This window comes from Duganella flavida (genome assembly GCF_009857445.1).
GTDB lineage: Bacteria > Pseudomonadota > Gammaproteobacteria > Burkholderiales > Burkholderiaceae_D > Rugamonas > Rugamonas flavida.
Map to the genome: position 1 here is coordinate 12,356 of NZ_WWCN01000006.1, position 13,122 is coordinate 25,477.

General features: G+C 61.8%; 14 protein-coding genes. 11 read left to right on the forward strand and 3 right to left on the reverse strand.

Features of this window, described 5'->3' with window-relative positions:
• Positions 1–4: 4 nt before the first annotated feature.
• Positions 5–2,515 (reverse strand): alkaline phosphatase D family protein, encoded by a 2,511-nt coding sequence (locus tag GTP46_RS10660; RefSeq protein WP_161006617.1) that lies wholly within the window; start codon positions 2,513–2,515, stop codon positions 5–7.
• A gap of 210 nt (positions 2,516–2,725) precedes the next feature.
• Here GTP46_RS10660 and GTP46_RS10665 point away from each other — a divergent pair, with 210 nt between their 5' ends.
• Genes GTP46_RS10665 through GTP46_RS10715 form a run of 11 tightly spaced genes read left to right on the forward strand, consistent with a single transcriptional unit; the run spans position 2,726 to position 11,062 of the window.
• A complete protein-coding gene (locus GTP46_RS10665) occupies positions 2,726–3,451 on the forward strand; it encodes a YebC/PmpR family DNA-binding transcriptional regulator (protein WP_161006618.1) in 726 nt (241 codons plus the stop codon).
• Positions 3,452–3,457: 6 nt separating this feature from the next.
• Entirely contained in the window at positions 3,458–4,726 is a 1,269-nt protein-coding gene (gene purD, locus GTP46_RS10670) for a phosphoribosylamine--glycine ligase (RefSeq protein WP_161006619.1), read from the forward strand.
• 1 nt (position 4,727) lies between these two features.
• Positions 4,728–5,642: an oxygen-dependent coproporphyrinogen oxidase gene (hemF, locus tag GTP46_RS10675; RefSeq protein WP_161006620.1), complete on the forward strand. Its 915-nt coding sequence runs from the start codon at positions 4,728–4,730 to the stop codon at positions 5,640–5,642.
• 2 nt (positions 5,643–5,644) lie between these two features.
• Positions 5,645–6,304, forward strand: coding sequence for a nicotinate-nucleotide adenylyltransferase (locus GTP46_RS10680; protein WP_161006897.1), 660 nt, complete (start codon positions 5,645–5,647; stop codon positions 6,302–6,304).
• Positions 6,305–7,009 carry a ribosome silencing factor gene (gene rsfS / locus GTP46_RS10685; RefSeq protein ID WP_161006621.1) on the forward strand — a complete coding sequence of 235 codons (705 nt, stop codon included), beginning with the start codon at positions 6,305–6,307 and terminating at the stop codon, positions 7,007–7,009.
• 6 nt (positions 7,010–7,015) lie between these two features.
• Entirely contained in the window at positions 7,016–7,486 is a 471-nt protein-coding gene (gene rlmH, locus GTP46_RS10690; RefSeq protein WP_072789839.1) for a 23S rRNA (pseudouridine(1915)-N(3))-methyltransferase RlmH, read from the forward strand.
• A gap of 10 nt (positions 7,487–7,496) precedes the next feature.
• Positions 7,497–8,117, forward strand: coding sequence for a Maf family protein (locus tag GTP46_RS10695; RefSeq protein ID WP_161006622.1), 621 nt, complete (start codon positions 7,497–7,499; stop codon positions 8,115–8,117).
• Positions 8,118–8,133: 16 nt separating this feature from the next.
• Positions 8,134–8,421, forward strand: coding sequence for an acyl carrier protein (locus GTP46_RS10700; protein ID WP_161006623.1), 288 nt, complete (start codon positions 8,134–8,136; stop codon positions 8,419–8,421).
• Entirely contained in the window at positions 8,418–9,095 is a 678-nt protein-coding gene (locus GTP46_RS10705) for an SDR family oxidoreductase (RefSeq protein WP_161006624.1), read from the forward strand. Before GTP46_RS10700 ends, GTP46_RS10705 begins: the two co-directional genes overlap by 4 nt.
• Positions 9,095–10,390, forward strand: coding sequence for an ANL family adenylate-forming protein (locus GTP46_RS10710; protein ID WP_161006625.1), 1,296 nt, complete (start codon positions 9,095–9,097; stop codon positions 10,388–10,390). Before GTP46_RS10705 ends, GTP46_RS10710 begins: the two co-directional genes overlap by 1 nt.
• Positions 10,391–11,062 carry a hypothetical protein gene (locus GTP46_RS10715; RefSeq protein ID WP_161006626.1) on the forward strand — a complete coding sequence of 224 codons (672 nt, stop codon included), beginning with the start codon at positions 10,391–10,393 and terminating at the stop codon, positions 11,060–11,062.
• Here GTP46_RS10715 and GTP46_RS10720 read toward each other — a convergent pair whose 3' ends face one another.
• Together GTP46_RS10720 and GTP46_RS10725 are read right to left on the reverse strand one after the other, a co-directional pair.
• A complete protein-coding gene (locus GTP46_RS10720) occupies positions 11,063–12,193 on the reverse strand; it encodes a DegT/DnrJ/EryC1/StrS family aminotransferase (RefSeq protein ID WP_161006627.1) in 1,131 nt (376 codons plus the stop codon).
• A gap of 16 nt (positions 12,194–12,209) precedes the next feature.
• Positions 12,210–13,106 carry a hypothetical protein gene (locus tag GTP46_RS10725; RefSeq protein ID WP_161006628.1) on the reverse strand — a complete coding sequence of 299 codons (897 nt, stop codon included), beginning with the start codon at positions 13,104–13,106 and terminating at the stop codon, positions 12,210–12,212.
• Positions 13,107–13,122 lie beyond the last annotated feature (16 nt).

Sequence of the window (13,122 nt, forward strand, 5' to 3'; positions counted from 1 at the left end):
ACGGCTAGCTGATGGTCACTACCGGCGAGCCGGCGGCTACGGTTGCCGTGGTGGTGCGGGCGATGACGGTGGCTGGCGCGGAGGTGCCTACCAGCTTGTTCACCTGCTTGAACTGCGCCGTCATTTTGCCTGCCGTGAGCGTGACCAGAGTGTAGCCCTGCGCATCGGTGTTCAGGTGCTTGAGCCACTGGTTATTGCCCAAGGCTGACAGCTGCTGCGCCAGCGCCAACAGGCTGGTATTGAAGTCGCTGTTGGCTTGCAGGCCTGCCAGCACCGCCGACACGGTCGCATCCAACTGCGCCTCCGGCACACCTTTCGCCGCCAGTCCACCGCGCAGCTGCACGCGGGTTTGCTCCAGCAGCGAGGCCACCGTCGGCGCAGCTTTGCCCATGGTGTAGTCCAGCAGGTTGAAGTTCAGGTTGATCGTGCCCAGGCCCGTCACCGGCACCGCCAGCGGGTAGGACACCAGCGTCGCAATATCACCCAGCGACGATGCCGCATCGCGCAGGTAACTGAAGAACGAATCCGAGCTAATCCCCGCCGAAACCAGGTCCACCATCACCGGCGTGCCGCCGCCCGTCGCATCGAAATCATCATTCACGGTGCCAGCGAAGAAGGAGTGGATATCGCCCGTAATCGCCACTACGTTGCCGATGTTATTGGTCTTCAGGTGCGCCATCAGCGTTTTGCGCTCGGTGTTGTAGCCGTCCCACTGGTCGCAGTTGAGCAAGAAGCGGGTGAAGAACGCCGACAGCGCATCCTTCTTGCCCGACGCCGCCACGAAGACCGATTCCGCTTTGTTGGCCTGCACGTCCGGTTTGATGTAGCCAAAAGCGATGGTCTGCGCCGCTGCTGCCGCCTGCTGCGCTGGCGTGGTCGGGCCAGTGAAGATGGTCTTGCCGTAAGTCGCCACCGCAATCGACGCTTGCGCCGCTGTCAGGCCGGCTTTCATGCCAGCAGTAGCCATCGCACCTGACGTGCCGCCGCTCGCTGCAGCTGCCGCGATGGCGCCGGCGCCTGCTTGCGCAACGGCCGCCGATGCGCCAGCGGTCACCGCCGCCACGATGGCGCCGGCCACGGCGAAGTTGCCGCCTGCCGCAGCGGCAGTGGTGCCAACCGAAGTGGCCAGCGTGGTGACTGCGTTCAATGCCAGCAAAGTCGCAATCGCGTCGGTGCCGTTGAGGCCCATGCGCAGCAGCGATACCTCATTGCCCCACAATTTCCAGGTTGAGGTAGCGGACTTCATCTTGTCCATCCACCACTGGCGCTGGGTGTTGCCCAGGATGGTGGCAGTGGTCAGCGGATCGAGGCCGATGGTTTTGGCGCCGGCCATCTTCTGCGCTTCCACGCTGTCGAACAAATCCTGCGGCACCAGGTAGCGCGAGCCGATGCGGCCCAGTGGCTTGCCGGTCGCCGGATTAATCGACGATTCCGGGATGACGTGGTCAGAACGGTACAAACGCTCATCAGTCATCACCAGCTGCATCAGCTTACCGAACTGGAAGTCGCGGTAGATCTTGATGTTCTGGAAGCTGGCGTTGGCGGCGTCGAACGAAACGTCGGCCGGCATGAATTCAAACCACGCCTGGTTGGCGTTGCGGCGGCGCGAGGTCTGGTGCAGATCCGAGCCGTCGGCATTGAAAGAGCCGTCGTAGGTTTGCGCATCCTGCCATGCATCGTCGGTGAATTCGTGGTCGTCCCAGATGGCGATGAAGGCAAAGCGCTCGTGCAGCGCCTGCAGGCGCGTATCGGTGCGGTACTTCTTGTACAGGTAGCGGTAATCGGCCAGCGAGTTGGCGTACTTGGCGCCCGAGGTACCGTTCTTGAACACACCGTCCGGCAGCACCAGCGCATCGTGGCGGCTTTCCACTGCGCCCAGCTGGAAGTCCTCGCCCACGGTCTCGTAGATGTAGTCGCCCAGGTGGACGATGAAGTCGAGGTTCTCGGCGGCGATGGAAGACATCGCGCCCCAGTGGTTCACGCTCCAGTCCTGGCAGGTCATGTAGACGAATTGCAGCTGCGAGACGTCAGCATCCGCAGCCGGCGCGGTCTTGAAGCGGCCGACGTTGGAACGATTGTCGCCTGCTACGAACTGGTAGTAGTAAGTGGTGGCTGCCGTCAAACCGGTCAGCTTATGGCGCACGGTGTTGTCGTACTGCGCTTGCAGCGGCAGGCGCACGTCGGCCACGGTGGCGCCGTTCAATGCTGCGTTGCTGCCCAGCGCCGCGCTGTTGTCGACCGAGGTGACCACCAGGCGAATCGAGGAATCAGCGCCGGACGTCACAGCAGCCACGTTGTCGGCAGCTGCCGGCACGGCGCGGGTCCACAACAGGATGCTGTCGGGGCGTGGATCGCCCGTGGCCACGCTTTGCGGGAACTTCCACGCGCCGCTGGCCGCTGGCAGGTCACTGCCTGCCGCGCCGCTGCTGCTACCGCCGCACGCACTCAGGCCTGCACCCGATGCTACCGATACCGTAATAAAGCTGCCAAATTTCAGAAACTGCCGTCTATCCATGTCTGCTCCCGCGCTGCGATGATGTCAAAAAGGTAAACCCTAGCAGGAGGATATGACAGCTTCCCTACAAAAAGTGGAGCCTCACCTCTAGCGGAGGCGCCGGTGTGTGTGCTATGAGCGGCGGTTTCTGACCGCCCTCTTATGCTAGAATACCGCCCTCACCGCACACCAACGCTTAAATTACCGAACACCGCCGAAGGAAGACCGAACATGGCTGGACACAGCAAATGGGCCAACATTAAGCACAAAAAGGCAGCAACTGACGCGAAACGCGGCAAGATCTGGACGCGCCTCATCAAGGAAATTACCGTAGCAGCCCGCATGGGCGGCGGCGACATTGCGTCGAATCCGCGCCTGCGTCTCGCTATCGACAAGGCGGCCGACGCCAATATGCCGAAAGATAACGTGCAGCGCGCGATCACCCGCGGCACCGGCGGCGAAGACGGCGCGTCGTACGAAGAGGTACGCTACGAAGGCTACGGCATCGGCGGCGCAGCCATCATCGTTGACTGCATGACCGATAACCGCGTGCGTACCGTGGCTGAAGTGCGTAACGCCTTCAACAAAAACGGCGGCAACATGGGCAATGAAGGCTCGGTAGCCTTCATGTTCAAGCATTGCGGCCAGTTCCTGTTCGCACCGGGCACCAATGAAGACGCGTTGATGGAAGCCGCGCTGGAAGCCGGCGCCGAAGACGTGGTCACTGACGAAGAAGGCGGCATTGAAGTACTATGCGGCCCGCACGATTTCGCCGAAGTGAAAGACGCGCTGGAAGCCAAGGGCTTCAAGGCCGAAGTGGCCGAGATCATCATGAAGCCGGATGCCGTCACCGGCGTCACCGGCGACAACGCGATCAAGATGCAAAAGCTGCTGGACGCGCTGGAATTGCTGGACGACGTGCAGGAAGTGTATTCGAACGTTGAAATCGAAGACTGAGGACTTATGAAAATTTTGGTAGTCGGCTCCGGCGGCCGTGAGCACGCGCTGGCATGGAAACTGGCGCAATCCGAGCGCATCCAGATGGTGTACGTGGCCCCGGGTAACGGCGGCACCGCGCGCGACGCGCGCCTGGTCAACGTCAACATCACCGACCTGCACGAACTGGCGAACTTCGTCGAGAGCGAAGGCATCAGCCTGACCGTAGTCGGTCCGGAGACCCCGCTGGCTGGCGGCATCGTCAACCTGTTCCGCGCACGCGGCCTGAAAGTATTCGGCCCGACCAAAGAAGCGGCGCAGCTGGAGTCGTCGAAAGACTTCGCCAAAGCATTCATGCAGCGTCACGGCATCCCGACTGCCAAATACCAGACTTTCTCGGAAGTGGCACAAGCCCACGCCTACATCGACGCCAACGGCGCACCGATCGTCATCAAGGCCGACGGCCTGGCTGCCGGCAAAGGCGTCGTGGTCGCCATGTCGCTGGAAGAAGCCCACCAAGCGGTGGATGATATGCTGGCCGATAACCGCTTCGGCGACGCCGGCGCGCGCATCGTGATCGAAGAATTCCTGGCCGGCGAAGAAGCCAGCTTTATCGTCATGTGCGACGGCAAAAACATCCTGCCGCTGGCCACCAGCCAGGATCACAAGCGCCTGAAAGACAACGACGAAGGCCCGAACACCGGCGGCATGGGCGCTTACTCGCCAGCCCCGATCGTGACGCCTGCGATGCACGCCCGCGTGATGCGCGAGATCATCAACCCGACCATCGCCGGTATGGCGAAGGACGGCATCGTGTTCACCGGCTTCCTGTACGCCGGTCTGATGATCGATGCAGCGGGCAATCCGCGCACGCTGGAATTCAACTGCCGCATGGGCGATCCTGAAACGCAACCGATCATGTCGCGCCTGAAGACTGACCTGGTGACCGTGATGGAACACGCCGTCCACGGCACGCTGGACCAAGTGGAACTGGAATGGGACCGCCGCACCGCCGTTGGCGTGGTGCTGGCTGCTGCCGGCTATCCGGACGCACCGCTGAAAGGCGCCGTCATTGAAGGCATCCCGGCCGAGACTTCGGAATCGGTGACCTTCCACGCTGGCACCGCAGAAGTAGACGGTCACCTGCAAGTCACCGGCGGCCGCGTATTGTGCGTGGTTGGTTTGGCAGACAGCGTCAAGCTGGCACAGAAAACGGCTTACGAAGTGGTCGACCAGATCAGCTTCGAAGGCGCACAGTGCCGCCGCGATATCGGCTGGCGCGGTCTGAAACACTAAGATGTCTTCGACTCCCAATCCCGCAGCAGTCAAAGCCTGGCTGCTCGACCTGCAAAACCGCATCGTGCAAGCGTTGGAGGCCGTCGACGGCAACTCCTTCCTGCGCGATGAGTGGCAGCGCGCCGAAGGTGGCGGCGGGATTTCGCGCCTGGTTGAAGAAGGCAATGTGATTGAACGCGGCGGGGTGAATTTCTCGCACGTGCTGGGCGCCAAGCTGCCGCCATCGGCATCGGCGCATCGCCCGGATATCGGCGGCAATCCGTGGGAAGCCATGGGCGTGTCGCTGGTGATCCATCCGCGCAATCCCTACGCGCCGACGGTGCACATGAACGTGCGCTTCTTCAGCACCACCAACGCAGCCGGTGAGCCGGTGTGGTGGTTCGGCGGCGGCATGGATTTAACGCCGTACTACGGCAACCAGCAAGACGTGAAGCACTTCCACCAGACCTGCCGCGACGCCCTCGCCCCATTCGGCGACGACCTGCACGGCAAGTTCAAGCAATGGTGCGATGAGTATTTCTACCTGAAGCACCGCCAGGAAGCCCGCGGCGTGGGCGGCATCTTCTTCGATGACCACAGCGCCGACGGTTTCGAGCAAAGCTTCGCCATGACGCAAAGCGTGGGCGACGCCTTCCTCAAGGCTTACCTGCCGATTCTGGAAGCGCGCAAGGACACGCCGTACGGCGAACGCGAACGCGATTTCCAGGCGTACCGGCGCGGCCGCTATGTCGAATTCAATCTCGTTTTCGACCGTGGCACGCTGTTTGGCTTGCAATCGGGCGGCCGCACCGAAGCGATCCTGATGTCGATGCCGCCTATCGTCAAATGGCGCTATCGCTGGGAACCTGAAGCCGGATCACCGGAAGCGGCGCTGTATTCCGACTTCCTGCCTCATCGCGACTGGCTCGCTGCGTGACGATGGGCTACCGTGTCGCACTGCTGGGAGGCAGCTACGATCCGGTGCATCTAGGTCACGTCGCGTTGGGCGAGTACTTCGCCAATCTGCTGCAAGTCGACCAGTTGCGCGTGATCCCGACTGGCCTGCCGTGGCAAAAATCCACGCTGAAAGCCTCGTCGCAGCAGCGCGCTGACATGGTGGCGCTGGCCTTTGCCGGCCGGCCGTTCAGCGTAGCCGTCGACATGCAAGAAATCGCGCGCGGCGCCCAAGGGCTGCCGACTTACACGATCGATACACTGCGCCAGGTGCGCGCCGAACTGGGGCCCATGGCTTCCATCAGTTTCCTGATGGGCGCCGACCAGCTCCAGCGGCTCGATACCTGGCACGAATGGCAGGCGCTGTTCGACTACGCGCATATTTGCGTAGCGACCCGCCCTGGTTATGACATAGCCACAGCCGGCCTGCCGCCGGCCGTGGCGCAGGCGTTTTCCAGCCGTTTGGGAACGCCGGAACAAATCCGTAGCACGCCGCATGGTCTGACGTATCTGGCACAGGACTTCGCGGTGGATATCTCCGCAACCCGGATACGTGCGGCATTACAACGGGGGGAAGCGGCAAACTCGCTTATCCCGCCGCTAGTGCTAGACTATATTGAACAACACAATCTATACAAAAGCTAAATGGACATCAAAAAACTGCAAACCCTGGTCGTTGACGCCCTCGAAGACGTTAAGGCCCAAGATATCGTCCTGTTCGACACGACCCACTTAACCAGCTTGTTCGACCGTATCGCCATCGCGTCCGGTACCTCCAATCGTCAAACCAAGGCGCTGGCCGCCTCGGTGCGCGACAAGGTCAAAGCCGCCGGCGGCGACGTCTATGGCATGGAGGGCGAGGACACCGGTGAATGGGTGCTGGTCGACCTGGGTGACATCATCGTCCACATCATGCAAGCGCCAATCCGCGCCTACTACCGCCTGGAAGAAATCTGGGGCGACAAGCCAGTGAAACTGGGCGCCGCCAAGCGCAAGGGCACCAAGGAATCGGAAGAAGCCGAGCCGAAGAAAATCAGCAGCCACCTGGCCGCTGGTAAAAAGGCCGTTGCTGCTACCCCAGTGGTGGAGAAGAAGGCCGCCGTGCGCAAGCCTGCTGCTGCCAAGACCACCGCGACCAGCGCGACCAAAAAAGCCGCCGCCAAGCCAGCCGCAGTCCCAGCCGGCAAGAAGATCAAGGTCGGCGCACCGAAGACCACCGTCGCCGCGATCAAAGCACTGAAAGCCACGCCGAAGCCACGCGCTACCAAGCCTAAGAGTGATTCGGCGCCCGCCTCCGCCGCTGCACCGGCCAAAACGGTCATCAAGCGTATCAAAAAAGCGGCTGAGTAATTCTCTATGCAGCTGATTATCGCTGCGGTCGGCCACAAGATGCCGGCCTGGATCGAAACCGGCTACGCCGAGTATGTGAAGCGCATGCCGCCGGAACTGAAGATCGTGCTGAAAGAAATCAAGCCGGTCGAACGTTCGGGCAGCAAGACTGCCGCCACCGCGATGGCGCTCGAACGCGAGCGCATCGAGGCGGCGCTGCCGAAATCGGTGCGCATCATCGCCCTCGATGAACGCGGCAAGGACCTCACCTCGGTGGGCTTGTCGCAGCAGCTGGAGGCATGGCAGCAGGATGGCCGCGACACGGCTTTCCTGATCGGCGGCGCCGACGGTCTCGATCCCGCGTTGAAGGCGCGCGCGGAAGGTTTGATCCGGATTTCCAGTATGACCCTGCCGCATGGTATGGTGCGGGTGATGCTGGCCGAGCAACTGTACCGTGCATGGACCATTACGCAGAACCACCCGTATCACCGCGTCTAACAACAACGATATGAAACCGGTCGACAAGAAGATTTACCTTGCTTCCAAAAGCCCGCGCCGGCGCGAACTACTGCGCCAGGTCGGGATCGATTTTGAATTACTGCTGCTGCGCAGCGACGGCCCACGCGGCCCTGACGTCACCGAAGAAGTCAATCCCGGCGAAGCGCCGCTCGATTACGTGGCACGCGTAGCGCTGGAAAAAGCCAAGTTTGCGGCAGGTCTGGTGGTCCAGCGCCGTATGGCCGCGCGCCCTGTGCTGACGGCTGATACCACCGTCACCATCGACGGCGCTATCCTCGGCAAACCCGCCAATCCAAACGAAGCCACAGCCATGCTGCAACAGCTGTCCGGCCGCACCCACCAGGTGCTGACTTCCATCGCCGTCGCTTCCGGCGACTTCTCGGCCCAGATCACCCAAGTATCGGACGTGCGCTTCGGCGTGCTGTCGCCGGCCGCCATTGCAGCCTACTGCGCGTCGTCCGAGCCTTACGACAAGGCTGGCGGCTACGGCATCCAGGGCCCGGCGGCGATCTTCATTGAACACATCACCGGCAGCCACTCTGGCATCATGGGCCTGCCGATCTACGAAACTGTGCAGCTGCTGCGCCAGGCCGGCCTGCCCTATCCCTAACTAATTGCGAGTTCCCATGTCAGACATGAATTCCGTCAAACCTGCTGTATTTGCCGCCATCACCGCTCTGCTTGAGGATAAGTCCATCGCCATCACCGACGATAGCCAGTTGATTGGCGGTTCGGGCCTGCTCGATTCCATGAAGCTGGTGGAGTTGTGCCTGGCGCTGGAAGACCATGCGTCGGAGCTGGGCTTTGAATTCGACTGGACTTCCGAAGCCGCCATGTCGCGCTCGCGCAGCATGTTCCGCACCGCCGGCGCATTGGCGGCGGAATTTGCCAGCCAGATGGACGCCCAACAATGATCGTCGTCACTGGCGCCAGCAAGGGCCTGGGTCGCGCCATTTGCGACCGGCTGATCGCCAACGGCGTCGCCGTGTTTGGACTGGCGCGCAATGTCGAAGGCCTGCCCTTCCCTGCCATGGCGTGCGACGTCAGCTCCTACGATCAAGTGAAGGCCGTGGCGCAGCAGTTGAAGAAGGACGGCGCCAAGGTCGCTGGCCTGATCAACGCGGCCGGTATCGCCTCGATGAATCTGGCCGTGACCACGCCGCCGTCAGTGTCGCAAAACATCATCCACACCAACCTGCTCGGCACCATTTACTGCTGCCAGTTACTGGCGCCGCTGATGTTGCGCCACAAGGCTGGCGCCATCATCAACTTCTCGACCATCGCCGTGGCGCTGGGATTGAAAGGTGAATCGGTGTACGCTGCCTCCAAGGCCGGCGTGGAAGGCTTTACGCGTTCGTTCGCGCGCGAGATGGCAGACTTTAACGTCAATGTGAATTGCATCGCGCCGGGCCCGATCGATACCAGTCTGCTGAAGGGCATCACCAGCACGCAGATCGACAAGATCGTGGCCCAGCAAATCCTGCCGCGCCAGTTCACGCCGGACGCGGTGGCCGATCTGGTGGAACTGCTGCTGGACGCGCGTAGCAACTCGCTGTCCGGACAAGTGCTACACGTGGGAGGTGCTTGATGAAATTGATCGACAAGCTGGAACAGATCTGGGCTGGCGCGGATTATCCGTTCCTTATCCATCGCGGTACTGGGCTGCGCTTTTCGGAGATCGCGGCGCAGCAGCCAGTTGATTTGTCGGGCATCCGGCAAGGCGATGTGGTGGCGCTGATTGGCGACTTTGAACCATCGTCCATTTTGACCCTGCTGCGCCTCATCGACCTTGGCGCCATCCTGGTTCCGCTGACGGTGGAAACCGTGCATGAACACGAGTACTTTTTTGAAGCGGCCTTGGTTGATGCGGTAATCCGCGATGGCGTTGTAACCCGCCGCGAACATGGCCAGCGGCATGAATTTATCGACACGCTGCGCGCGCGCGGCCACGCTGGCTTGGTGCTCTTCTCAAGCGGCACCACCGGCCGGCCGAAAGCCATCCTGCACGATCTGAGCCTGTTCCTGCAACGCTTCGAGACGCCGCGCCCGACCCTGCGCACGATTAACTTCCTGCTGTTCGATCACATCGGCGGCATCAACACCCTGTTCCACACGCTGTTCAACAAAGGCGTGGTGGTGGCGCCGGAAGCGCGCACGGTGGAGTCGGTGCTGGAGACTTGCCGCCAGTACGACGTCGAAGTGCTGCCAACCACGCCAACCTTCCTGCGCATGATGCTGATGAGCGGCGCGATTCCGGCGCAAGTGCCGGCCTGCCTCAAGGTCGTCACCTACGGCACCGAGCGCATGGACCAACCAACGCTGGACGCGCTGTGCAAGCTGCTGCCTGACGTGGACTTCCGCCAGACCTTCGGCATGTCGGAGCTGGGCATCGTGCGCGTGAAGAGCGAAGCGCGCGATAGCCTGTTCATGAAAGTCGGCGGCGAAGGCGTGGAGACGCGCGTGGTGAACGACGTGCTGCAAATCCGCTCGCAATCGCGCATGCTGGGCTACCTGAACGCGCCCTCGCCGTTCGATGCCGAGGGCTGGTACGACAGCAAGGACATTGTCGAATCACGCGATGGCTACTACAAAGTGGTAGGCCGCATCAGCGATGTGATTAACGTCGGCGGCCTGAAATTCATGGCGTCGGAAGTCGAGCGCGTGGCGCTGGATTATCCGGGCGTGTCACTGGTGAAGGCCGTACCGCGCCAGAATCCCATCACCGGCCAGCACGTGGAGCTGATGGTGCAACCGAACGCCGAAGGTGCGGTCGACAAGGACGCACTGGCGGCCTACCTCAAGGAACGGCTGCAACCGCACATGACGCCCAAGCGCATCCGCATTGAGGCCGTGAGCGTGGGCCACCGCTTCAAGAAAGCATAAATGGATTACCGAGACATCATCGCCGGCATGAAGGCCGGCACGCTGGCCGACGCCAACACCAAGGCCATCGCCATCCGCAACCAGCAAGGCGACACGCTGGGCAAGCTGGTGCCGGTCGGCGCATGGATACTCGATGACCGCGAAACGGTGGAGCTGATGAGCAGCTGGCGCGCACGCGCCATGCGCATGTTCCTGACGCAGTTTGAATCGACTTACGAGCGCACGCTGGGCTACCTGAAGAACCGCTCCATCGCCAACGAGGGCTGCCTGTTCTTCATGATGTACGACGAAACGGACCGCCTGATCGGCCACATGGGATTGGCCGGCGTGGATGGCGTCAGCGGCGAGCTGGATAACTTCATGCGCGGCGTGGAAGGTGGTGATCCGCGTTTGGTCTACTACGCGGAACTGGCGCTGCTGGACTGGTGCTTCAAACAGCTTGGCCTGACGCACAGCGTGGTGCAAGTGCTGTCGTATAACTGGCTGGTGGTGGACCTGCACGAGGAAGTGGGCTACGCGCTGACTACCACGCAGCGCCTGCGCAAATACGAGAAGGATGGCATGACCTGCCATGACGTCGCTACGCCGGAAGACAGCAACGTCAAATACAACTACGTCAAAATGGAACTGGCGCCGGACGCGTTTTACGCCCGCGCGCCGTGGCTGGCCTGATCAGCGCAGGACGATCTGCTTCAGCGTGTCGCAGATAAAGCGCACGTCCTTCTCCGTCACACTCATATGCATCGGCAGCGACAGCACTTCGGCGCTGGCGCGCGAGGCTTGCGGGCACTGGTTGGCCGCGTGGCTGTACAGGCGATACTCGGTGTTGTCGCGATAGTGCACGCCCGGATAAATCTCAAACTCGTTCAGCGCCATCAGCACTTGATCGCGCTTGGCCACGCGTACCTGGAACAGGTGCCGTGAAGATTCGCAGCCGTCCGCCATCGGGATCACGCCAATCAGTGGATCGCCGCCGAGGTGCTGCTCGTACCACGCGGCCAGCTGGCGGCGGTAGGCGTTGTCGCGATCAAGATAGCGCAGCGACACCAGCGCCATCGCGGCCATGATGGAGTTGCCGTGGTATTTGAAGCCGATCTCCTCAACCTCGTACATCCACTTGTACGCGCCTTGACTGACGGTGCGCGAGTAGGTGTCCTTGTTGATGCCCAGCCAGGTCAGCTTGCGGGCGCGCGCATCTCGCTCGGCGTCCGGGAAGCAGATCATGCCGGAATCGGCGGTGGCCAGATTCTTCACGGCCTGGAAACTGAACACGGTACAGTCGGCGTCCGCGCCCACGTGCTGGCCGTTCAGGCGGGTGCCTGCCATGTGGGCGGCATCGAGGATCAGTTTCAAGCCGTGCTGGCGGCAGATGCGCAGCACTTCTGCATAGCGGCCGGTATTGCCACCGAGGCCGACGTACATCACGGCGCGGGTGCGGCTGGTGATCTTGCGTTCGAGGTCGGCCGGGTCGATGCACAGGCTGTCGTCGACGTCGGCAAACACCGGCATCAAATTCGTCTGCACCACGGCGTGGTTGGTCGAGACGAAGGTCAGCGGGGTGGAGATCACTTCATCGCCATCGGCCCAACCGAATTCGGTCTTGAACATGTGCAGCGCCAGGTGCAAACCCGAGGTATTCGAATTCAGGAAGTGCGCATGCGGCAGGCCGGCGTATTCACACCAGGCCTTTTCGATTTCCAGCGTTTTGAAACCGAGACCGGTCCAGCCTTTTTCAAGGCATTCGCGGATACCTTCTAGGCACTCATCAACGCGGAACTGGGGGGTGAACAGCTGGATGGACATGGGTGGATCTCCCTAATCAGGCGACGGATACGGCAGCCAAAGCGGCTTGCGCGCGCTCCATGACGGCACGGATGCGCAGCGCATTGTCGGCGCGCTGGGTGAATTGAACGGTCTTGCGCGAGGCGACCAGGCAGTTGTCCGGCGCGGCCAGGATGCGCTTGACGGCCGGCGCAAAACCTTCGGTCGGTGCGAACTGGATGCCGCTGTCGTTCCAGTCGCCGGAGGCCGGCAAGGTGGAGGCTTCGGAGATCACCGGAATACCCATCGACATCGGGCGCAGGCAGCGGTTAATTTCCAGCAGGTCGGTTTCGTAGGCGTGCAGGTTGAGGATGTAGCGGCACTCCAGCAAATGCTCGCTGAGTTTCGGGCCGTAGACATTCTCGATGTATTTGATGCTGATGCCTTCGCGCTCCAGCGCGTCCAGCATTACGCGGCGGCGCGGCACCACGGCGCCATAGAAACCGAGGTCGAACTTCATGATCCAGTCCTGCGGCGGCATCGGCGCCAAGCCGGGAGCCGGGAACAGTGGCAGCTCGAACGCGCCCGGGCAGCTGGGCGCGCGGCGCAGGATGGCGTCAACGTTGGGCTGGCACCAGTCCACCACCACGTATTGCGACAGGAAGTCCAGGTATTCCGGCGTGATCAGGCCCGAGGTGCTCTCAACCTGCTCGCCGTTGAAGATGATGGTGTGCTCGGGACTGGCGAACTGGCGCACTTCCTCGTAGGAGTGGCTGAACACGCTGCCGACACCAAACAAGATGTTGATCGCGCCCGGCACGATCAGGTTGGCGGTGATGCGGGTCTGGTAGCCGGCCTGGTTCAACAGGGCGGACAGGGCCAGCATGGTGTCTTCAAAGGTCCAGATGGAACGGCCATGATAGCGGTTGACCATGACCAAATTCACTGTTTGCATTCTCTAATCCTTGTCA